Genomic DNA, 24,176 nt, shown 5'->3' with positions numbered 1-24,176 from the left:
CTTTTTTTTATATTTAGTATAATTTTAGTATTAAATTTTTAAAGGATTAATTTTAAAATCGAAAACGTTTTCGGCGTAACGAAAACGTTTTAGTTTAGTAATATCTTAATATTATCATAAATTTATAATTATGTTTGGTGTTAATATTTAAACAAACCAATAAAAAAAATTATTAACCAACTTATTTATTACGTATGAAAAATAGTCTAATTAAAGGCTTGATGGTGTTTCTAACGATGCTGTGTACAAGCTTGACTTATTCGCAAGATGTGTCTGGTACAGTATCTGATGGCAGCGGTCCGCTTCCAGGGGCTTCTGTCTTAGTTAAAGGAACAACAAATGGAGCACAAACTGATTTCGATGGAAAATTTACGATCAAAAATGTAGGCTCAAATGCAGTTTTAGTATTCAGCTACATTGGTCTTAAATCGCAAGAGTTAAATGTTGCAGGTAAGAGCACTATTAGTGTAGTCTTAAAAGAAGATTCTGCAGAACTGAACGAAGTAATCGTCATTGGTTACGGAACGGTTAAAAAGAAAGATGCAACTGGAGCAGTAGATCAAATTAGCTCTAAAAAATTTGATAACGTAGCCTCTCCTTCCCCAGCGCAATTATTAAGAGGTAAAGTAGCAGGTGTTCAAGTTACTCAATCTAGTGGAGAACCAGGTGGCGCGATTTCTATTAGAGTTCGTGGTAATACTTCTGTTCGTTCAGGAAATGGACCGTTGATAGTTATTGACGGTGTTCCGTTAGATGGAGGAAATGTTTCTGCCGGAGGTGATGGCTTATTGGGTGGTTCAACTCCAAGAAATCCGTTGAACTTTGTGAATCAGAATGATATTGAAAGTATGACTGTGTTGAAAGATGCGTCTTCTACAGCTATCTATGGTTCTCGTGGAGCAAATGGAGTTATTGTTATAACGACTAAAAAAGGGAAATCTGCAGAGCCAGAATTAGCTTATTCAACATCTGTTCAGTTTAGTAAAATTGCAGGAGATTTTGGGGTAATGACAGCAGATCAGTTTGTTGCGGCAGGTGGTGATGACCAAAAATCGAGATCATACGATTGGAAAAAGGCAGTTCTTAGATCAGGGATTACTAAAAATCATGATTTATCCTTCAGTAAATCAACAGCTAATTCTAATACTAGATTGTCACTTAGTGCGACAGATACTGATGGTATTGTCAGAAATACTGGAATAGGAAAATACACTGCGTCACTTTATAATTCAAATGACTTTTTTGGTGGTGCTTTGAAAGTGGAAACTAGATTGGTTTACGCAGGTATTAAAGATCAAACAACGCTTATTTCCAATGACGCTGGATTTATAGGTAATATAATTGGTTCCGCTTTGTATTGGAATCCAACATCTCCAATCTACAACACAGATGGTTCTTATAATGTAATAAGTAATACTTTTTTGAATCCAGTACAATTATTGAATTCTTACACAGATTATACCAATACAAGTAAATTATTTGGAAGTGTTGCAGCTACTTATAAAATTAATAGCAACTTTAGTTATAAATTTTTATTCGGTATTGAAAATTCAACTTCTACTAGAAAAAGTCAATTGTTGCCAACAATTGATATACAAGGACCTCAATTTCAAGCAGTAGATCCTATTGATAACACTGTAAAGAGAGGTACTGCTTTTATTTCAACACAAAATAAATTTAACAGAACTTTTGAGCATACTCTGAATTATAACAAAGAATTTAACGAAAATTTTGTTTTTGACGCTTTAGCAGGATATTCCTTCTATGAATATAATTATGACGGTTTTGGCGTCAGTGCAAAAGGATTTAATAGCGACCAATTAAACTTGATTGATAACATAGAAGGTGCTCTTAGTAGAGAGTATCGTCCATCATCGGGTAGAAATAAGGTGGACTTGGAATCATATTTTACAAGGGTTAATGCTACTTTGTTCAAGAAGTTGTTATTAACTGGTACTGTCCGTATTGATGGTTCTAGTAAATTTGGAGAAAATAATAAATACGGTACATTTCCTTCTTTAGGTGTTGGTTATAAGGTGGTTGAAAGCGGGGAAGGTTTAGTGAATGATGTCAAAATTAGAGGAAGTTATGGTATAACTGGGAATCAAGAATTTGCTCCTAACTCAGCTATTGCTGCAGCTCAATTTGGCTTAAATGGTACTCCATTAACGGTCAATAACGCCAATCCAGATTTGAAATGGGAAACTACTACTTCTTCTGGAGTAGGTGTTGATTTTGAGTTAATCAACAACAGATTAACAGGTTCTGTTGATTATTATAATAAAAACACTAATGATTTGATATTTCCGACTCAATCAGATGGTTCTCAGCCAGGGACTTATTTTCCTCGCTTGCGGAATGCAAAAGGAAATTTAATTAACAAAGGGTTTGAAGTTTCTTTAAACTACAGAGTAATTGATTCAGGAGATTTTACTTGGGATGTATCGGGTAATGCCTCTTTCAATTCAAATAAATTTACAAATTTTGCTGGATTCATTCAAACGGGAGGCTTAAATGGTCAAGGATTATCAGGGGCTTATGCTCAAATTATAACGAATGACAGACCTTTATATTCTTACAATTTGTATGAATGGAGAGGATATGATGCTAATGGGATGTCTATATATGCGGATGCTGTGGGTAATGATACAGGTTTAGGGACAGCTGCTAAAAAGATATTAGACAAGCAGCCGTTGCCAAAAGTTAATGTTGGTTTTTCTACAAGTTTTACTTACAAAAACTTTGATGCAAGTGCTTCTTTTTACGGTGCCTTCGGTCATTATATTTATAACAATACAACGAATGCCTATTTCTTTAAAGGTTCATTCTTAGGAGGAAGAAATACAACTGAAGAAGCTGCAACTTCACCTCAGGCACAAGGTGATCCAAATTCACCATCTACTAAATACTTAGAAAAAGGAGATTTCTTAAGATTAGGAAACTTGACATTTGGTTATACGTTTACAGGGAAAATGATTGAAAGGTTTAAAGTTAAATCTGCCAGATTGTTTGTCAATGGATCTAACTTATTTGTTATCACTAAATATTCTGGAACAGATCCCGAGGTTGATACTGATAAGTCATTGAATGGCGTGCCTTCTGCAGGTATGGAATATTTATCATATCCTAGAGAAAAAAGTTTAGGATTGGGTCTTAACATAACATTTTAATAAAAGAAACAATGAAAAGAATCAATATAATTAAAAGTATTTTCTTCGTTAGTACAATTGCACTTGGAGTAAGTTGTACGAATCTTGAAGAAGAGGTATTAGATGGGTATGTAGTACCTGAAAAAGCGGGTGGCGGTACCATTGATCCTGTGCAATTTTTATCAACTGCTTATGAAGGATTAAGGAATTTTCAAGGGCAAGGAACAATGTTTGCTTTAAATGAAATGTCGACTGATGCTTTAGTAGGACCGACTCGTGGTGGTGACTGGGATGATGCCGGTGTTTGGAGACAAATTCATGTACATACCTGGGGACCAGACCATAATGAAGTAAGAGGAGCTTGGAACCAATTATTATCACAAGTTAATAACTGTAACATAGTAATTTTTAGCGGCAGTGGGACAGCATCTCAAAAAGCACAAGCACGTTTTTTAAGAGCCTTCTATTATTATCATGTAATTGACTTATTTGGTCAAGTTCCTTACAGAGAGGCGGGAAGTTCTTCTTTAGCAGACCCGAAAGTATGGACTAGATCTGAAGCAACTAATTTTGTAATTAGCGAAGTAGAAGCTGTTCTTGCAGACTTACCAGCCAGAATTGTTGGTGATCCTGGAACTGCTAACAAAGACGCGGCTAATTTTTTATTAGCAAAATTGTATTTGAATAAAGGTGTTTTTACAGCAGCTGATGCTGCAGGTCCTTACACATTTGCTGCCGCTGATATGACAAAAGTTGTTCAGCATGTGAATGCTATTAACAGTAGTTTAGCAACAGACTATTGGGATAATTTTAAGCCAACAAATAATACATCTCCTGAGATTTTATTTGCGTCAAGAAACAGTCCAGGAAACGGAGGGAATATTCAATGTTTCTGGAGAATGGGTATGCATTACAATCAAACTCCTGATGGATGGAACGGTTTTGCTACTGTAGCTGAATACTATGACAAATTTAAATCGACTGATAGACGTGCTAAAAACGATGATGCTTCAATTATTGCTGCTTTCGGAAATCCTGTTGGTTTCCAAATAGGTCAGATATACAAGCCAGGAGGAACTCAAATTGTGCGGGATAGAATCAAAACAGATGCTAATCCTCTTGGTCAACCTTTAAAATATACACGCGAATTGACATTAATTACTAGCGGAGCAACATTAGAGTCTGCAGGTATTAGAGCTCAAAAGTACATTCCGGATGTCGCTAGTTTGGATTCGCCAGAAAATGATTTTGTTTTAATGCGTTATTCTGATGCTTTATTGATGAAAGCTGAAGCTATCTTACGTGGTGGATCAGGAACAGCTCCTAATATGACCGCATATTTTGCAAGAACTAAAAGTGCTGCTGTAACTTTAGATCTAGAAGGTATTTATGCTGAGAGAGGTCGTGAGTTATGGTTTGAAGAGTACAGAAGGAATGATATGATTCGTTTTGGAAAATTTCTTCAGGAAAGAGAGCTTAAAAAGTATGTATCAGATAAGAGGTATGCATTGTATCCAATCCCATCTGCGGCTTTATTTAATGTAAATTTAAAACAAAACCCAGGCTACTAAAAAGTTATTTAAAATCAATTATTTTTGAGTTAGTTATAAAGAGGGTATTTAGTACCCTCTTTATTTTTTTATAATACAGCAAAATGTATTTTAATTTAATCTTGAGTTCTTAATCAATGTTAAAAGTAGTCTTCAAATAATTATAGAAATAAGGAACGTTTTTTTAACTGTTAAGCCTCTATTTTATCTATTTTTAATTTTTTTATATAATGTTTATTATATAAATTAGGCATTTCTAATTACATAATCAAATAGTTTGTAAATATGTTTAATCGTATTTTTTTATTTATTCCTTTAATAATTATTTTTTCTAACTGTTCTAAAAATAACCCTGGAAACAACGATACTTTGTTCTCTAAATTAGATGCCTCCCAAACCGGAATTAATTTTATTAATGAGGTGAAAAATGGTGCGGATATGAATATATTCAAGTACAGGAATTTTTATAATGGTGGTGGTGTGGCTATTGGTGATATCAATAATGATGGTCTTTCGGATGTATATTTCACTTCTAATCTTGGAACCAACAAACTTTACTTAAACAAAGGGAATTTTAAATTTGAAGATATATCTAAAAAAGCCGGAATCGAAGGAACTAAAACCTGGTCAACTGGTGTCGTGATGGTCGATATCAATGCGGATGGGTTTCTGGATATTTATGTCTGTAATGCCGGAAACAGTATGGGTGACTCGCAACAAAACGAACTTTTTATTAATAATGGTGACAATACATTCACGGAAAAGGCAGCCGAATACAATCTTGCGGATACGGGCATAACAACTCATGCCGCTTTTTTTGATTATGATAAAGATGGTGACTTAGACGTATATATTCTGAACAACAGTTTTATTCCGGTAAGCAGTCTTAATTATTCTAACAAAAGAGATTTAAGAGACAAAGACTGGGATGTGGCTGAAATCCTAAAAGGAGGAGGCGATAAATTAATGCGCAATGACAACGGAAAATTTGTTGATGTCAGCAAAGAAGCAGGCATTTATGGAAGTCTGATTGGCTTTGGTTTGGGCGTTACCGTAGGAGATGTAAACGGAGATTTGTATCCGGATATTTATATTTCTAATGATTTTTATGAAAGAGATTATTTATACATAAACAATAAAAACGGAACCTTTACCGAACAAATTCAGGGATGGACGTCTCATATCAGTCAATCTTCTATGGGTGCTGACATGGCCGATGTAAACAATGACGGGAAAGCCGATATTTTTGTAACCGATATGTTGCCGGAACCGGACGAACGCTTAAAAACGACTACTAATTTTGAAAATTATGATTTATTTACCCGAAAAGTAAATCTCGATTTTTATACGCAGTATATGCAGAACACCCTGCAAATTAATAATGGGAATAATCAATTTCTTGAAATAGCAAATCATGCTGGCGTAGCCAAAACGGATTGGAGTTGGGGCGCATTATTATTTGACATGGATAATGACGGATACAAAGATATTTATGTTTGTAACGGAATTTATAACGATTTAACCAATCAGGATTTTGTAGATTTCTTTGCCAACGAATTCATGCAGAAAATGGTCGTTACGGGCAAAAAAGAAGAAATTCAAACCATTATCAGTAAAATGCCAAGTACTCCAATACCTAATTATGCCTTTAAGAATAACAAAAATCTGACCTTTACGAATGAAGCTTTGAAATGGGGATTAGATACACCAAGTTTTTCTAATGGGGCAGCGTACGGCGATTTAGATAACGATGGAGACCTCGATTTAATTGTCAATAACGTCAATATAGAGGCTTTTATTTATCGAAATAATTCCGAAAAAAGCAAAAATAATCATTTCCTAAAAGTAAAACTAAAAGGCGAAGGACAAAATACATTTGCGGTAGGAAGTGTCGTGGAATTGTTCTCAGGCAAAGAAATTCTCAGACAAGAATTAATTCCTTCCAGAGGATTTCAGTCTTCGGTAGATTATGTGATGACTTTTGGAATAGGTACCAAAAAAATTGACTCTTTGCAGGTAATTTGGCCAAATGGAAAGTTTGAAATGATTAAAAAAGTGGTAAATAATACCACGATGAATTTAAATATTGCAACAGCTAAATTGAATTATGTTCCAAAAAACAAGGTGCTCAAGCCATTGTTTTCTGAAAAGAAAGCACCGTTTTTAGCCCACAAAGAAAATAATTATGTCGATTTTGATCATGAAGGATTAATTTCTAAAATGCTTTCACAAGAAGGACCTGCATTTGCGGTGGCTGATATTAACGGTGACGGAAATGAAGATGTTTTTATTGGCGGAGCCAAAGGACAAACCGGAAAAATATATGTGAACAAAGGAAATGGTAATTTCACTCTTTTGGCTCAAAAAGACTTGGAGTCAGATGCCGGTTTTGAAGATACTGCCGCTAGTTTTTTTGATGCCAATAATGACGGACACGTTGATTTATTAGTTGGTTCAGGAGGAAATGAGAAATCAGATCAGGCCAATTATAAAAACCGCTTGTATTTGAATGATGGAAACGGATTTTTTGTGAAAAGCAAAACCAATATCCCAACAACGAACAATAATGTTTCCGTAATTGCACCCTATGATTTTGATGATGATGGTGATATTGATGTGTTTATTGGAAGCCGAAGTGTTCCTGGCGTATATGGTATAGATCCAAAACATCTTTTGTTAGAAAATGACGGAAAAGGAAATTTTGTGAATGTAACAGATAAAAAAGCTTTCAAAATAAATACGGTGGGAATGATAACCGATGCCGTTTGGGAAGATATTGATAACGATGCTAAAAAAGATTTAATTCTGGTTGGTGATTGGACCGCACCAATGATTTTTAAAAATACAGGAAGGCGTTTGACAACATACAAAACGAACCTCAGTGGCTACACTGGTTTTTGGAATGCCGTGGCTTGTGTAGACTTAAATAAAGATGGAAAAAAAGATTTAATTCTGGGCAATAGGGGCACTAATATGCCTTATAAACCTACCAAAGGGAATCCTTTGAAATTATTTACCAATGATTTTGACAACAACGGAACCATTGAGCAAATAGCCACCCGATCCGTTAATGGAAAGGATTTGCCAATCCATTTAAAACAAGAATTAGCCAGGCAAATTCCTTCTATAAAGAAGAAAAATTTAAGTTATGCCGATTATTCTAAGAAAACGTTTCAGGAACTTTTCACTCCGGAGATCGTCACTAATTCGATTCAGAAAATCGTTGCTATTCAAGAAAGCGTGATTGCCATTAATAAAGGCAATGGAAAATTTGAAATACAAATGCTTCCAAAAGAAGTACAGTTCTCCAGCGTAAACACTATTTGTGTGATGGATGTAAATAATGACGGAATACTAGACCTGATCTTAGGAGGAAATCAATATGAATTTAAACCTCAGTTTTCCAGATTAGACGCTAATTTTGGAAGTGTCCTTTTAGGAAATAAAAAAGGTACTTTCTCATGGACTCCTTATAACAAATCCGGTTTTTTTATAAAAGGTGAAGTAAAACAACTTAAGGTGATCAAGGATAAAAACAATACGATTTCAATACTAGCCGTCGTAAATGATAATACCCCTAAACTATTTAGACCCAATGAATAATTTTATTAGAATAGGACTCGCATCACTTCTATTTATGGGATGTTCCAAAAAAGAAGGGCAGTTGTTTGAAAAATTGTCTTCGGAGGAAAGTAATGTTACATTCAATAATCAATTATTAGAGTCCAAAAACATTTCCATTTTAGATTACCTCTATTACTATAATGGCGGTGGTGTAGCGCTTGGCGACGTCAATAACGATGGTTTGGTCGATATCTATTTTACTTCTAATCAAGGTAAAAATAAATTGTACCTGAATAAAGGCAACAATAAATTTGAAGATATTTCCGCTAAAGCTGGAGTAGAGGGGCAAAGTGATTGGAATGCCGGAACGGTGATGGCCGATGTAAATGGTGACGGATATTTAGATATTTACGTATGTGCCGTAGTAGGAATTAATGGTTTCGAGGGACAGAATGAACTGTTTATCAATAATAAAGACAATACATTTACCGAAAGTGCGGCTGAATACGGATTAGATCTTGATAATTACAGCTCTTCGGCAGCATTTTTTGATTATGATCTGGATGGGGATTTAGACATGTATTTGTTGAATCATGCGGTTCACTCCGAATTGTCTTTTGGAAATGCCGCTACAAGAAATAAAAGAAGTTACGAATGCGGGGATAAATTATTCCGCAATGACAATGGAAAATTTGTAGATGTTAGCGAGCAGGCAGGAATTTTTGGAGGTGCCAATGGCTATGGTTTAGGATTAGCCGTTTCTGATTTTAATTTAGATGGGTATCCGGATATTTATGTGGGGAATGATTTTCATGAAGATGATTATTATTATCTCAATAACGGAGACGGAACTTTTACGGAAAGTTTAAAACAATATTTTGGGCACACCAGCAGGTTCTCTATGGGACTGGACGTTGCGGATGTCAATCATGACGGATTTCCGGATATTATGAGCCTTGATATGCTTCCTGAAGATGAAAAAGTATTAAAATCTTCCTTAGGAGATGATAATCCTCAAATGCTGAAAATGAGAACCGAAAAATTAGGCTATCATTATCAATATGCTAGGAACATGCTGCAATTGAACCAAGCAGGCAATCATTTTACAGAAACCGCATTGTTAAGTGGCCTTGCAGCTACGGATTGGAGTTGGAGCACTTTATTTGGCGATTATGACCAAGATGGAGAGCTGGATATTTTTGTGAGTAACGGAATTACTAAGAGGCCTAACGATTTAGATTATGTAAAATATTATTCAAATGATCAGATAAAGAATAAAATTAGTACTACCAAGTTATTGGATAAAGAGGCGTTGAAGCGAATGCCAAAAGGAAATGTAACAAATTATATTTTTCAAGGATCATCTGATTTGCATTATAAAAACAGATCAGCAGATTGGATAGAAAACGACTCTATTATTTCAAACGGAAGTGGTTATGCCGATATTGATAATGATGGTGATTTAGACGTGATTACTAATAATACGAATAGTATCGCTACCGTCTACATTAATAAAACGGACGGAAAAGCAAACTACCTGAAATTGAAATTGCGGTTTATAGGAAAAAACACCTTTGGGATTGGAGCCAAAGTGATTTCCTATGCCAAAGGAAAAAAACAATTCAAAGAACTGCAAACTACCAGAGGATTTCAGTCCTCATCAGAGCCAATAATTCATTTTGGATACGGAAAAACGACTAAAATAGATTCCTTAGTGGTAATTTGGCCTGATAAAACCTATCAAACTCTGAAGAATTTAAAAACGAATCAAACCCTCACTGTAAAAGCAAATACAAACAGAAAAGCGTTTGATTACAGAAAATTACACCCTGCTGTTTTGCCCATTTTCAAAAAGGTGGAAACAGGATTGGGAATTGATTTTATACATAAGGAAAATGATTATATTGATTTCTTAGTTCAAAAACTGATTCCATATCAACGTTCTGATCGCGGTCCGGCTACTGCAGTAGGGGATTTAAATGGAGATGGAAAAGAGGATGTCTTCTTTGGTGGTTCCAAAGATAAAAAAGCGACAATCTACTTTCAAAATCAAAATGGATTTACCAAGAAAGGTTTTGCTGCCATCGAAAAGGATTCTGTTTATGAAGATGCTTCAGCAGTGATCGGGGATTTCAATGCAGATAAAAGGAATGATTTAGTAGTGGTTTCTGGTGGGGGCGAAAATGCATCCAATCTGGAAGACCGGCTATATCTAAGCAAAGACAATCAATTTCTAAAAGCAACCTTGCCTAAGCTGGCTCAAAACGCATCCGTTGTCAAGGCTTTTGATTACGATAAAGATGGTGATTTAGATATTTTTGTTGGGAATAATTCAATAAATAATAGATTTGGAAGTATGCCCGATTGTTATTTATTGAACAACAATAAAGGCGTATTCACTATTGTTCAAAACAAAACTTTTGAAAAAATAGGAATGGTTACGGATGCCATTTTTACAGACTTCAATAAAGACGGTCAAACAGATTTAATTGTGGTAGGTGAATGGATGAAGCCTACTTTTTTTGCGAATAAAAACGGTAAATTCACGGATGTGACAACAACTGTTTTTCCTGAAAAAAGCAATGGACTATGGCAGTCAATACTTTCTTTTGATATTGATCAGGACGGTGACGAAGATTATTTGGTTGGTAATTGGGGAATGAATTCTAAATTTAAAGCCTCGCAGGAATTTCCCATGAAAATGTATTACGGAGATTTTGATGCGAACGGATCTTTTGAAACTATTGTGGCAATAGAAAAAAACGCAAAATATTATACCACTTTAGGTCTGGACGAATTAGTAGAGCAATTCAGTGGCATGCTAAAAAAGAAGTTCAATAGTTACAAATCATTTGCAGGAAAAACTCTCGAGGAAGTTTTTGATCCAAAAATGCTTGCGACAGGAAAATTATTTGAAGTTCATAATTTAAAATCCGGTTATTTAAGAAACGATAAGGGAACCTTTACTTTTATGCCCTTTTCGAATAAAATGCAAGTAGCGCCTATCACCAGTTTTGTGAAATCTAATTTTGATTCAGATGCTAGGGAAGAAGTTTTTGCTGCGGGAAATTATTTTGGCGTTGCTCCATACCACAGTAGATTTGATGGGTTTTCCGGTGCTTTAATCAAGAACGAAAAAACCATCTTGCTAGGACATCAAATTGGTATTGATCTGACTCAAAAAGCAGTTAAGCATTTGGGGATTATCAATTTTAAAGGCAAAAAATACTTGCTGATTACCATCAATAATAAAAAGGCAGAGCTGTACGAAATGCCTTCAGCTAAAAACTAATTTAATGAAAAAAACACATTTAAACCCTATAAAATGAACGCTAAAATTTATCTTTTAGGACTTATAATGCTCTTTTTGACCTCTTGTGGCAAAGAGATGCCAATTAAAGTATCATCAGCTGATTTTTGTGCTGCAGTTGATACAGTAACAGGAATTATGGTTCATGACATATTTTCGCCGCCAGTTGCGAGTAGAATTTATGTTTATCCCAATGTTGCAGCTTACGAGATTATGGCACAAAATAGCACGAAATACGAAAGTTTACAAGGGCAGTTAAAAGGACTGGATTCTATTCCTAAACTAGATCCTAAAAGTGGGGTGAATAAAAATTTAGCGGCGCTTATTGCCCATATTGAAGTGAGTAAAGAATTGATTTTTTCTGAGGAAGCTATAGAAAAATATAGAGATAGTTTGTATGAAAAATGGAGCGCTGAAAATCAAAAAGAATTTGATGTTTCCAAAGCGTACGCTTTAAGAGTGGTAGACAGAATAAAAATGTGGATGGGGAAAGATAATTATAAACAAACGCGTACTTTTTCTAAGTTTTCAGTGTATGCAGATCAACCCGGTCGATGGCAGCCAACGCCACCCTCTTATATGGATGGTGTGGAGCCGCATTGGGGCGAAATAAGAACTTTGGTTATGGATTCAGCCTCTCAATTTAAAGCCATCCCACCTTATCCTTATTCTACGGATAAAAATTCTGCTTTTTATAAAGAGGCAAAAGAAACCTATGATGTCGGAAATTTAATTTCTGAAAAATTAATTGAAGTCGAAAAAAATCCAAGCAAACCAATTCCTGAGGAATCGGCTATAGCTTCCTTTTGGGATTGTAATCCCTATGCTACAGTCATACAGGGACACATGATGTTTGCAAAGAAGAAAAATACACCGGATGCACATTGGATTAATATCACTAAAATAGCCTTGAAAAAATCGAAATCAGATTTTGAAACTACTGTTTTTGCTTACACTATAACATCTATCGGAATTTTTGAGAGCTTCATTAGTTGTTGGGATGAAAAGTATAGGAGTAATGTTGTGCGTCCTGAAACGTATATCAATCAAAACATAGATGAAAACTGGAGACCACAATTACAAACACCTCCTTTTCCGGAATATGTGAGTGGACACTCTGTGGTTTCGTCGTGTTCGGCAATTATTCTAACCTCGATTTTTGGAGATAATTTTAGTTATATCGATGACTCAGAAGTTTCTTTTGGGTTGCCTAAAAGACCTTTTAAATCATTCAAGCAAGCTGCGGCAGAAGCTTCAATAAGTAGGCTTTATGGAGGAATTCATTACAGAGCCGCTATTGAGAATGGTGTTGTACAAGGCAATAATATAGGACATTACATTAATAATACATTAAAAATGAGTAAAAAATAATGACAGTTAGAAAAAAAAGTATAGTAGTATTAAGCGTTGTGTTGTCCTTGTTTTTAGTTTGGTATTTTTTTCTAAAGCAGGCCGATTATTGTATTTCTTTTAAAGTAAAAGCTGCTACAGGAACCGTATTTCAAGGGATTCAGGAATGGTCAATCCTTCAATTGGAAAATGAAAAAGAAAATTACACTATTCTCGAAAAAAGAAATTTTGATTTTATCAAACAAGAAATGAAAAAAGGAGCTGCCCAAATGAAATATACTTGGGATATTAAGTTTGTAAACGATTCAGTTACAAAAGTAAGTGTTGGAATACACGATTTGAATCACAGTTGGTACAATAAAATAACCGTTCCTTTTTTTAATACGAGTTTCAAAGAGGATCAAATCAAGAAAATAACGAATTTTAAAAATGGTTTAACAGAACATCTAAAAAATTTCAAGGTCAGAATTGACGGGGAAGGTTCCTCCGAAGAAACATTTGTGGCCTATATTAGTTTAAAAAGTGTTTTACAGGAAAAAGCACAAAATATGATTGCGAATGACGCTGTAATTACCGGATTTTTATTTCAAAACAAAATAGAAATAGTTGGAAAGCCGTATGTAGAAATTACAAAATGGGATTTGGATAAAGAAATAATCGATTTTAATTATTGTTTTCCAATTAATAAAAAGACAAAAGTCATTGAAAATGAAGTGGTTAAATTTAAAACCTTACCTGCACGCAAAGGATTAAAAGCGACTTACTATGGTAATTTCAGAACTTCAGACAGAGGTTGGTTTGCCTTGATTGATTATGCAAAAAATCACAACCTTAAATTAGAAAATACCGTTTTGGAACATTACATGGACAATCCTTTTAATGGGGGTGTAGAATCAGAATGGGAAACAAAAATCATCATTCCTTTTGCTTCAAAATAAAGGTTGATTGTCGTTGATTTAAAATAATCGAAAACGTTTTCGGGTCTTCCGAAAACGTTTTTGTTTTTAATCTGTTTTTAATTGGCAATATTAAAATTATTTTTAGATAAAATTAACAAATCAACCAACCAAAATGAGCTTGAAAGTAAAATTAAAATTTTGGCAGATAATCAATATGAATGTTGGTTTTTTCGGCATACAATACAGTTTTGGCTTGCAACAAAGTGCCGTAAATCCTATTTATGATTTTTTACATGCAAGTCCGGATCAAATTCCTATTTTAAATCTTGCCGGACCCTTAACGGGCTTATTGATTCAACCCATTATTGGCGCGATGAGTGATAAAACGTGGCATCCAAGGTGGGGAAGGCGCAAACCGTACTTTTTTATCGGAGCCATAATTTGTAGTATCGCCTTATTTCTATTCCCATTTAGCAGTTCCTTATGGATGGCTGCAGGTTTGCTTTGGATTCTGGATGTTGGTAACAATACTGCTATGGAACCGTATCGGGCTTTTATTGCGGATACGCTGGATGAAGAACAACAACCAACAGGTTTCCAGGCGCAAAGTTTTTTTACTGGTTTCGGACAGTTTCTGGCTTATATTTCCCTTTTTCTGTTTCCAATTATTTTTGTAGGATATACAGGATCGCTACCAACGTGGATTTATGCCTCCTTTTTTTTAGGAGCAATTCTTTCAGTAACTTCCATTTGGTGGAGTATGGGTAAAACTACAGAAATCCCGCCAACAGCAGAAGAATTAGCTATTTTAAAAGCAGAACCTCTAAATGTTTTTTCGCCTTTTTTCGATATTTATAAAGCAGTTTTAGAAATGCCAACGGTCATGTGGCAACTGTTTCTGGTGTATTTGTTTCAATGGTATGCCATGATGTGCTATTGGCAAAATAATTCGAAAAGTATTGCTTTGTCCGTGTGGAATGTAACACCGATGAATGCAATAGGTTATGAAAAAGCGGTAGAATGGAATGGATTAATCGGTGCTTTTGGATTTATAGTTACTTTTTCAATTGCTTTTTATTTAGCGAAATTAGCCAAAAAACATGGAGCTAAAATGATTCATTTTGTCTGTCTTTTATTTGGAGCCGTTTCTTTTTTATGGTTTCCAATGGTGCAAAATCAATACATATTTTTTGCAGTAATTATTGGTTACGGAATTGCTTGGGCCAGTATGATGGGAATACCGTATTTAATGGTCGTTGCTGTTATTCCAAAAGAGCGCTATGGAGTGTACATGGGTATTATTAATATGATGATTGTTATTCCAATGATTATCCAAAACCTCTCTTTTGGTTATATTTTAAAGAATTTCTTAGACAATGATGCTCGCCAAGCCATTACTTTTGCGGGTGTATTGTTAGTTATGGCTGCGTTTTGCACATTATTAATAAAAATAAAAAAAACGAAATAAAGTGTATATTACAACAAATAATAATTGCGATAAAATAGATATTCTTTGTGTTGGTGAAGTACTAGTAGATTTTATTGGTCATCAAGAAGAGGTACTTATTAATGATACTAGAGATTATCATAGGTATTTAGGAGGTTCACCGACCAACGTTGCTATGAATTCAACGCGATTAGGGTTAAATACTATAATGGTTGCGACGGTAGGGAACGATGGTTTTGGTTCCTATATTTCGGAACGGTTAGCGAGTGTTGGAGTGAATACTAACCACCTTAAAGTCCTGAATAATAAATCAACTAGTGTGATTTTTGTTTCAAGATCTCAGGGAACGCCAGATTTCATTCCGTATCGTTCAGCGGATTGTTGTATTTATGAGGAACAAATTTCAACAGAAATATTATCCAATACCAAGATATTTCATACTACTTGTTTTGCATTAAGTAAAAATCCTGCACAAAAAACGATCTTAAAGAAAGCACAAGAAGCGTACGATTTAGGCTGTAAGCTAAGTATTGATGTCAACTATGCAAGAAAGCTGTGGAAAAGTGAAAAGAAGGCTTTTAAAGTGATCAATGCGTATTGTAAGTTCAATCCATTAATAAAAATTAGTGAGGATGATATGTTGCGTCTTTTTGAGAAGGAGCTTCCACATGAAGAAATATTTGAGTTTTTTCACCATCAAGGCGTAGATACTGTTTGCTTAACATTAGGGAGCAAAGGAGTAAAATTATCTCAAAAAGGAAAAGATGTCATACAAATGCCAGCAATAAAAATTGATAAAGTTATGGACTCTACGGGAGCAGGTGATGCTTTTTGGTCTGGATTTTTATTCGCTTATATTAAGGAAAAATCAATTAATGAATGTTTGGACATCGCTCTAAAATTAGCAGCTTTGAAATTGCAAAATGTAGGACGATTACCGGATAACATCAATATCCTTTCTAAACTTTTATAAGATACGATGCAAGAAAATAATAAAAAGATCAGTAATGGGGTTATGCTTAATATTTATCCGGATAGTATTGGAGAAAAATTAACGGACGCTGTAAGCATGCTTAAAATGTCTGAATTCAAAGATGTTTTTTCTTTATTGTATGTTCTTCCCACTTTTTTCAATAGCGATTTAGATAGAGGATTTTCAATTATTGATTATAATATCAATACAGATTTAGTTGGCACAAAAGATTTACTCGATTTAAAAGAACTCAATGTAAATTTAAAGTTTGATATCGTATTAAATCACCTTTCTGTAGCTTCCCCCCAATTTAAAGACATACTGCAATACGGTAATGAATCAAAATTTAAAGATTTTTTTATAAATTGGAACGAATTCTGGCACGGAAACGGGATAATGAATGAAGATGGAATTGTAATTCCAGAACCAGAGTTTCTCAACAAATTGTTTATGAGAAAGTTAGGTTTGCCTGTCTTGAAAGTACGTTTTCCGGATGGTACAGAACAGCCTTATTGGAATACTTTTTATCAGCAAATAACCTACAATCCAATTACTGTAGTTGATTTACAAAATCTAAAAGGGCTTACGGAAGAGAAAAGTCAGTTTATTGTTGCCGTAATTAATACCGCAATAAAGGATAATCAGGATTTAAACAGCATTGATTTTGAAGATTGTACTCCTTTGAAATCAGAAATTTTACAAATCGTTGAACAAAAGCGTTCCTATTTAGGACAAATGGATGTCAATGCTGCATCACCTTTAGTCTGGGATTTTTATGAAGAGACTCTGAAAAAATTAAACGGTTATGGCTGTAATATTCTTCGATTAGACGCTTTTGCCTATTTGCACAAACAAGTAGGGGAATCTAACTTTTTTAATAAACCGGGAACGTGGGAATATTTAGCGCGTATTAGGAAAATAGCAGCACAAAATAATTTGATGTTACTGCCAGAAATCCACGCTGAATATGGTTTGCATTTGCATGATGACGTCGCTAACGAAGGGTATTATATTTATGACTTTTTCTTACCTGGTTTAACGATACATACTATCGAAAATAAAACTAGTAAAGCCTTATTAAGTTGGGCTAAGGAAATTATTGCTAAAGGATATAAAACAGTAAACATGCTTGGTTGCCATGATGGAATACCTGTTTTGGACTTGAAAGGCAAGGAAGTAAATGGTGTTTATAATAAAGGATTGTTAGAAGATACCGAGATTGAAAGTATCATGAATAAAATCATGGAACGTGGTGGTCGGGTAAAAAATCTTTATGATCCCTCAGGGAATAAAATTTCTTATTATCAAATAAATGCTACTTTTTTTAGTGCATTAGGTGAAAACGAACAGAAGTTACTTCTTGCAAGAGCTATTCAAATGTTTATGCCAGGTATACCGCAGGTTTGGTATTTAGATATTTTTGCAGGTAAAAATAATTATGAAGCAGCAGATAATGGCGGTAGTGCTGGACATAAGGAAATTAATCGCACTACATTGACAATGTTGGATGTTGAGCACGGTTTGAAAACAGGAGTTGTTAGTAAACAGTTAGACATTATTCGGCTAAGGAATACTTCGAATGCATTTTCAGGTCAAGTAGAAATCAATGATGCTGTGGATGAAATTGTAGATATTAAATGGGTAAACGGAACAACAATTGCGCATTTAAAAGCAAACCTTCAAACGAATGGATTTACAATTGACCATACTGAAAACGGTCTGAAAAGCACTATGAATTGTTAGATTTGATATCGAATCAAAATGGGGTATCAAAATATAAAAATTAAAGTTGTCCTATCCAAAGGGATTGAAAAACACTAATTATACAACTAATGAAAATATGAAAAAAAGTACTATAAAATTAGCCATGTATCTCAACTACTTTGTATTTGCAATTTTGCTGAACAGCGTGGGAATTGTGATATTAAAGGCGCAAAAAAATTATGGTGTAGATGAATTTCAAGCCAGTGTTCTGGAAGCGTACAAGGATTTGCCTATTGCTATAGTTTCGTTTTTAATCGCTTCGTTTTTACCCAGAATTGGATATAAGAAAGCTATGCTTATTGGTTTGGCTTTGGTTTCAGCAGCTTGCGTCAGTATGTATTATGGAAATTCTTTTGGAACGGCCAAATTGCTTTTTGCTACCGTGGGCGTTTCTTTTGCATTGATAAAAGTATCGGTGTATTCACTTATTGGAACCATAACTACCAATCAACACGAACACAATAGTTTAATGAGTAGCATTGAAGGCGTGTTTATGATAGGGATTGCATTAGCATATTTCTTGTTTCCGGCTTTTAATTCAGATGCGAATCCAGATGCTTGGTTGAACGTGTATTGGTTATTGGCTGGTATTTCGTTATTATCTTTTGGTTTTTTATTTTTTACTAAATTCGAAAATAAAATTGAAATTCCTGGCGTTGATCTAGCTGATGACTTCAAACAAATGTTCAAATTATTTGCAAAACTGTTAACCATCGTTTTTGTAATCAGCGCATTCCTATTTGTAATGATTGAGCAGGGAATTATGTCTTGGTTGCCTACTTTCAATAATAAGGTGTTGCATCTTCCAGAGAATATCAGTATCATGATGGCGAGTATTTTGGCTATTTCATTGGCTGTAGGCCGACTTGTTGCTGGGGTAATTACTAAAAGGGTCAATTGGATTTGGGTACTCAGTTTTTGTATTGTAGCAGCTATGCTCATTGTGATTTTTGTACTCCCTAAAACAGTTGGATTGAATGTCAAAGAAATCAATTCATTAAGCGATATTCCTTTGATAGGATTTGCATTTCCGTTAGTAGGACTTTTTATTGCACCGATTTATCCGCTTTTAAATTCAGTAGTTTTAAGTGCCTTGCCAAAAAAATTACACAGTTCTATGACCGGTTTAATTGTGGTTTTCTCGGCACTTGGTGGCACTTTGGGATCAAGAGTTATAGGTTATTTGTTTAAAAATGAAGGGCCGGAAAACGCCTTTTATTATACTTTAATTCCAATGTCATTACTGCTTGTTTCTTTCTTTATTTTAAAAAAACTTACCGCTAAACAATGAAATTCATACTTAACATAGACAAAGTATTCCAGGAACTATTGCTTCAAGAGGATACAGATCAGGATAAAAAAATTACGAAAGACGACAATGGGCCTAAAAAATTTGTTTTGGTTGACGAAAACACCAAACAGGAAGAGGCTATCATAGGTACATATCATTTGTCCAATTTATTACAGGAATTAGCGCAGCTTAAGGAAGCGAATTCAGTATTGGGTGAAGTCGATTTGAGTCGCATTCAAGAGAATCCAGTTCACCGAATTTCAAGAAAAATCAAGGATGATTATTGGGAGGAACTGACTCGTACCATTGATAAAAAAGGGTTGAAACAAATTATTGAAGATGAAAAAACGTCCAGTGATGTGGCAACACTTTATGTTGCTGCCAAAGACAAAACGGGAGTTGCTTATTTTCAAGAATTAGAAAAAGAATTGCCAAATTTTAAAGTTGAAATTCTGCCTGAGAATTATTCGGTGGAATATGTGGAAACTTTAAATGAAAAACCAGGAATTCTGGCTTTGGCTCTGGAACAAAAATTATACAGTCTGCAAGGTGTGCCTTTTGTGGTTCCTGGTGGAAGATTCAACGAAATGTATGGTTGGGACAGCTATTTTATTGGCGTTGGCTTGTTAATAGATGGTCAATTAGACAAAGCAATCGCAATTGCTGAAAATTTTAAATACCAAATTATTCAGTATGGTAAAATTCTGAATGCGAATAGAAGTTATTATTTGACCAGAACACAACCGCCTTTGTATTCTTCTTTGCTAATCGAAATTGCAAAAAAGAAAACACCAAGTGTAGACTGGTTAACAAGTCATTTGGGAACGGTCATTTTGGAGTACAATACAGTTTGGATGGTGCAAGGAAATCGCTTGACCCCAACAGGTTTAAACAGGTATAAAGCTGATGGAATTGGAATGCCATTTGAAGTAGAACCGGGGCATTTTGATGATGTTTTAGAGCCGTATGCTAAAAAATACAATTTACCTATTCGAGAATTTGAAAAACAATATTTACAGCGAACGCTTGTTGATGACGAACTTGACATTTATTTTGTTCATGATCGAAGCATGAGAGAAAGCGGGCATGATACAACAAACCGCCTGATAAATACGTGTACGAATTTGAATTCAATAGATGTCAATAGTTTTCTTTACAAATATGAAAAAGATGTCGCTTACTTGATAAAAGAATATTTTAGTAATGCTTTTCAAAGTGGCGAGATCCTTTACACTTCAGAAGAATGGGAACAAAAGGCACTTTCCAGAAAAACAAAAATGAATGAATTGTGCTGGAACGAGGACGCAGGTATGTATTTTGATTATGATTTTGTGAATCACAAACAATTTCCTTTTGAAGCTGCAACAACCTTTTTTCCTCTGTGGGCTGGGTTATGTGATGAAAATCAGGCCAAAAAATTAGTAGAAGTAGCCCTGCCGCAATTTGTGAAAACAGGTGGAATTACAGGAAGCACTAAGGCGAGTATTGCAAATGTTTCAAAAGAGGCACCGCCACGACAATGGGATTATCCTTTTGGCTGGGCGCCACACCAAATGTTGCTGTGGGAAGGATTGATTAACTATAATTATCTAGATAAAGCACAAGAAATGGTGTACCGATGGTTGTGGTTGATTACTAGAAATGCAGTGGATTATAATGGAACAATCCCGGAAAAATTTGATTTGGGAATCAGTTCTCATAAAGTTTTTGCCGAATATGGTAATGTAGGGACTGAATTTGATTACATCGCAAAGGAAGGTTTTGGCTGGGTGAATGCGTCCTATCAATATGGATTACAAATTTTGAATGAAGAATTAAAAGCTAAATTAGGAGCGTTGGTTTCTCCTGATGCTATATTTTAGAGCTTAAAAAAAGTTTTTGTTGTTTGAATGCATATTTTTTTTAACTTTATGATTCACTAAATGAATCAATTATGACAGTTAATCAAATTTTAAGTACTAAAGGGAAGGAAGTGTATTCCATACTTTCCACTAACACTGTTTACGAAGCATTGTCTGTGATGAGTGAAAAAAACATCGGAGCAATTCTTATTATTGAAGATACGATTTTGAAAGGTGTGCTGTCTGAAAGAGATTATGCTCGGAAAATTGTTCTGAAAGCAAAATCTTCAAAGAAAGCCTTTGTTCATGAAATCATGGAGACTGATGTGGTTACAGTAAGTCCATCGGATAATTTGGAGTACTGCATGGAGTTAATGAGTGCCAAAAGAGTGCGTCACCTGCCCGTTCTGGAAAATGAAATTGTAATTGGAATTATCTCAATAAGTGATGTGGTAAAGGCTATAATCGAGATCCAAAAAGAGACTATTCAACATTTAAACTCCTACATTACCCAATAAATAAGATTCAAAAAAAATATAATTATTTAAAGCTGCATTACGTGTAGCTTTTTTTTTGGAATCAAATCAGGTCTTTTTATGCAAAAGAATGGGAGAAAAGTCCTCTCTTTTTAAATCTAGACCCCTATCTTTACACGCTAGAATAAAATCTAAAAACAATGGAAAAGAATAGCAAAAGAAGAGAAGCATTATTATACCACGCAAAGCCGACTCCTGGTAAAATTCAAGTAGTTCCCACCAAGAAATATGCAACACAAAGAGATTTGTCTTTGGCCTATTCTCCTGGTGTAGCTGAGCCGTGTTTAGAAATTGCTAAAGACGTAAACAACGTTTATAAATATACTGCAAAAGGAAATTTAGTTGCAGTGATTACTAATGGAACTGCAGTTTTAGGATTGGGAGACATTGGTCCGGAAGCGTCAAAACCTGTAATGGAAGGAAAAGGGTTGTTGTTTAAAATTTTCGCCAATATCGACGTATTTGATATTGAAATTGGGACAAAAGATATAGAAGAATTTATCCAGACGGTAAAGAACATAGCGCCAACTTTTGGGGGTATTAATTTGGAAGATATCAAAGCACCGGAATCTTTCGAAATAGAAAGACGGCTTGTAGAAGAGCTTAATATACCCGTGATGCACGATGATCAGCATGGTACAGCCATCATTTCTTCGGCAGCATTGCTAAATGCCCTTGAGCTGGCCGGCAAAAATGTAGAAGATGTAAAATTGGTAGTTTCAGGAGCAGGTTCAGCCGCTCTTGCTTGTGCAAATTTATATATTTTACTAGGTGTAAAACTAGAAAATATCCTAATGTATAACAGCAAAGGATTGTTGACCAAAGACAATCCGAAATTGTCTGATTTACAATTAAAATATGCCAAAGACATTTTACCTATCAGTCTTGAAGAAGCTTTAGTTGGTGCTGATGTCTTTTTAGGGTTATCATCAGGAGATATTATGACTCCTAAAATGTTACAGGGAATGGCTATAAATCCTATCGTTTTCGCTATGGCAAATCCAGATCCGGAGATTGATTATAATTTAGCCATTGCGACTCGAAAAGATGTGATTATGGCTACTGGAAGGTCTGATTATCCTAATCAAGTGAATAATGTTCTTGGATTCCCTTATATTTTTAGGGGTGCCTTAGACGTGCGTGCGACCAAAATAAATGAAGCCATGAAAATGGCTGCAGTCAGAGCGCTGGCAGCTTTAGCTAAAGAGTCCGTTCCTGAACAAGTAAATATCGCTTACGGGGCTAAAAAGTTAACATTTGGACGGGATTATATTATACCTTCTCCTTTTGACCCAAGATTGATTATAGTTGTTGCTCCGGCGGTAGCGAAAGCAGCAATGGATTCTGGGGTTGCATTGAATCCTATAACGGATTGGGTCAAGTATGAAGAGGAACTTTTAGAGCGTTTAGGGAATGATAATAAAATGGTTCGATTGATTACCAATAGAGCTAAAATGGATCCTAAAAAAATCGTTTTTGCCGAGGCAGATCACTTAGATGTTTTGAAAGCAGCCCAGATAGTATTGGAAGAAGGAATAGGTTTTCCAGTTTTATTGGGGAATAAAGAAATTATTTTAGAATTGAAAGCTGAAATTGGCTTTGATGCCGATGTTGAAATTATTGATCCGAAAATCACTGAAGAAGAAGATCGAAGAAATAAGTTTGCCACAACATACTGGGCCTCCAGACAAAGACGAGGAATCTCATTATTAGATGCTCAGAAGCTGATGCGCGAAAGAAATTATTTTGCAGCTATGATGGTCAATGAAGGCGAAGCTGATGCATTGGTAACAGGATATTCCAGAAGCTATCCTACGGTGGTAAAACCTATTTTACAGCTTATCGAGAAAGCACCTGGCGCTTCGCTGGTGGCTACTACTAATATGATGATGACGGCTCGTGGGCCAATGTTTTTATCTGATACGGCTATAAATATTAATCCATCAGCAGATGATTTGGCAAAAATTGCAGTTATGACAGCTAAAACCGCCAGAATGTTTGGAGTAGAGCCAGTCATTGCCATGATTTCCTATTCTAATTTTGGATCTTCCTCAAATGAAAGTGCCACTAAAGTAAGACAAGCGGTTGCTTATTTGCATGAAAATCATCCGGAAATGATTATTGATGGAGAGCTTCAGGCTGATTTTGCCCTTAATCCAGAAATGCTGAAAGAGAAATTTCCGTTTTCTAAATTGGCAGGCAAAAAAGTAAACACCCTTATTTTTCCCAATTTGGAATCGGCTAATATCACCTATAAACTATTGAAAGAACTAAATAAAGTAGATTCTATTGGGCCAATCATGTTAGGGATGGGAAAACCTGTTCACATATTTCAATTGGGAGCCAGTGTTGAGGAAATGGTAAACATGGCAGCTATTGCTGTGATTGATGCTCAGGAAAAACAAAAGAAAAAATAAATTAAATTCAGAGAAGCGTCAAGAAGCTAACAAAGTTAAATTAATGAATTTACTAAAATAGTATGCTAATTTTGTTATATTTGTT

Annotated in this window: 13 protein-coding genes; all 13 read left to right on the top strand. The window is 34.9% G+C overall.

Annotated elements, in window-relative coordinates; all coding sequences use genetic code 11:
• The first annotated feature begins 194 nt into the window (after positions 1-194).
• The 13 genes from EKM00_RS13075 to EKM00_RS13015 all read left to right on the top strand — a co-directional run bounded on the left by EKM00_RS13075 (position 195) and on the right by EKM00_RS13015 (position 24,091).
• Entirely contained in the window at positions 195-3,170 is a 2,976-nt protein-coding gene (locus EKM00_RS13075) for a SusC/RagA family TonB-linked outer membrane protein (protein WP_233592298.1), read from the top strand.
• 11 nt (positions 3,171-3,181) lie between these two features.
• Entirely contained in the window at positions 3,182-4,720 is a 1,539-nt protein-coding gene (locus EKM00_RS13070; RefSeq protein WP_126516480.1) for a RagB/SusD family nutrient uptake outer membrane protein, read from the top strand.
• Between the two features lie 264 nt (positions 4,721-4,984).
• Entirely contained in the window at positions 4,985-8,302 is a 3,318-nt protein-coding gene (locus EKM00_RS13065) for a VCBS repeat-containing protein (RefSeq protein ID WP_126516479.1), read from the top strand.
• Complete coding sequence (locus tag EKM00_RS13060; protein WP_126516478.1) at positions 8,295-11,555, top strand: VCBS repeat-containing protein; 3,261 nt, start codon at positions 8,295-8,297, stop codon at positions 11,553-11,555. The genes EKM00_RS13065 and EKM00_RS13060 overlap by 8 nt, the downstream gene beginning before the upstream one ends.
• Before the next feature lie 33 nt (positions 11,556-11,588).
• Positions 11,589-12,944 (top strand): vanadium-dependent haloperoxidase, encoded by a 1,356-nt coding sequence (locus tag EKM00_RS13055; protein WP_126516477.1) that lies wholly within the window; start codon positions 11,589-11,591, stop codon positions 12,942-12,944.
• Positions 12,944-13,861 (top strand): GyrI-like domain-containing protein, encoded by a 918-nt coding sequence (locus EKM00_RS13050; RefSeq protein WP_126516476.1) that lies wholly within the window; start codon positions 12,944-12,946, stop codon positions 13,859-13,861. The genes EKM00_RS13055 and EKM00_RS13050 overlap by 1 nt, the downstream gene beginning before the upstream one ends.
• A 133-nt stretch (positions 13,862-13,994) precedes the next feature.
• A complete protein-coding gene (locus tag EKM00_RS13045; RefSeq protein ID WP_126516475.1) occupies positions 13,995-15,290 on the top strand; it encodes an MFS transporter in 1,296 nt (431 codons plus the stop codon).
• 1 nt (position 15,291) lies between these two features.
• Positions 15,292-16,242, top strand: coding sequence for a carbohydrate kinase family protein (locus EKM00_RS13040; protein ID WP_233592297.1), 951 nt, complete (start codon positions 15,292-15,294; stop codon positions 16,240-16,242).
• Positions 16,243-16,248: 6 nt separating this feature from the next.
• Complete coding sequence (locus EKM00_RS13035) at positions 16,249-17,985, top strand: glycosidase (RefSeq protein WP_126516474.1); 1,737 nt, start codon at positions 16,249-16,251, stop codon at positions 17,983-17,985.
• A 97-nt stretch (positions 17,986-18,082) separates the two neighbouring features.
• A complete protein-coding gene (locus tag EKM00_RS13030) occupies positions 18,083-19,297 on the top strand; it encodes an MFS transporter (RefSeq protein WP_126454187.1) in 1,215 nt (404 codons plus the stop codon).
• Positions 19,294-21,159 carry a trehalase family glycosidase gene (locus EKM00_RS13025; protein ID WP_126516473.1) on the top strand — a complete coding sequence of 622 codons (1,866 nt, stop codon included), beginning with the start codon at positions 19,294-19,296 and terminating at the stop codon, positions 21,157-21,159. The genes EKM00_RS13030 and EKM00_RS13025 overlap by 4 nt, the downstream gene beginning before the upstream one ends.
• Before the next feature lie 71 nt (positions 21,160-21,230).
• Positions 21,231-21,656: a CBS domain-containing protein gene (locus EKM00_RS13020; protein WP_126454183.1), complete on the top strand. Its 426-nt coding sequence runs from the start codon at positions 21,231-21,233 to the stop codon at positions 21,654-21,656.
• A 158-nt stretch (positions 21,657-21,814) separates the two neighbouring features.
• Positions 21,815-24,091, top strand: coding sequence for an NADP-dependent malic enzyme (locus tag EKM00_RS13015; protein WP_126454181.1), 2,277 nt, complete (start codon positions 21,815-21,817; stop codon positions 24,089-24,091).
• The last annotated feature ends 85 nt before the right edge of the window (positions 24,092-24,176 follow it).

This window comes from Flavobacterium sp. RSP15 (assembly GCF_003968755.1).
Lineage (GTDB): Bacteria > Bacteroidota > Bacteroidia > Flavobacteriales > Flavobacteriaceae > Flavobacterium.
The sequence above is the reverse complement of the archived record's forward strand: the minus strand, read 5'-3'. Positions and strand labels throughout refer to the sequence as shown.

Coding starts and splice junctions, on each gene's coding strand:
- EKM00_RS13075 (WP_233592298.1), top strand. CDS start 195: ATGAAAAATAGTCTAATTAAAGGCTTGATGGTGTTTCTAACGATGCTG.
- EKM00_RS13065 (WP_126516479.1), top strand. CDS start 4,985: ATGTTTAATCGTATTTTTTTATTTATTCCTTTAATAATTATTTTTTCT.
- EKM00_RS13020 (WP_126454183.1), top strand. CDS start 21,231: ATGACAGTTAATCAAATTTTAAGTACTAAAGGGAAGGAAGTGTATTCC.
- EKM00_RS13050 (WP_126516476.1), top strand. CDS start 12,944: ATGACAGTTAGAAAAAAAAGTATAGTAGTATTAAGCGTTGTGTTGTCC.
- EKM00_RS13060 (WP_126516478.1), top strand. CDS start 8,295: ATGAATAATTTTATTAGAATAGGACTCGCATCACTTCTATTTATGGGA.
- EKM00_RS13015 (WP_126454181.1), top strand. CDS start 21,815: ATGGAAAAGAATAGCAAAAGAAGAGAAGCATTATTATACCACGCAAAG.
- EKM00_RS13030 (WP_126454187.1), top strand. CDS start 18,083: ATGAAAAAAAGTACTATAAAATTAGCCATGTATCTCAACTACTTTGTA.
- EKM00_RS13045 (WP_126516475.1), top strand. CDS start 13,995: ATGAGCTTGAAAGTAAAATTAAAATTTTGGCAGATAATCAATATGAAT.
- EKM00_RS13055 (WP_126516477.1), top strand. CDS start 11,589: ATGAACGCTAAAATTTATCTTTTAGGACTTATAATGCTCTTTTTGACC.
- EKM00_RS13070 (WP_126516480.1), top strand. CDS start 3,182: ATGAAAAGAATCAATATAATTAAAAGTATTTTCTTCGTTAGTACAATT.
- EKM00_RS13035 (WP_126516474.1), top strand. CDS start 16,249: ATGCAAGAAAATAATAAAAAGATCAGTAATGGGGTTATGCTTAATATT.
- EKM00_RS13025 (WP_126516473.1), top strand. CDS start 19,294: ATGAAATTCATACTTAACATAGACAAAGTATTCCAGGAACTATTGCTT.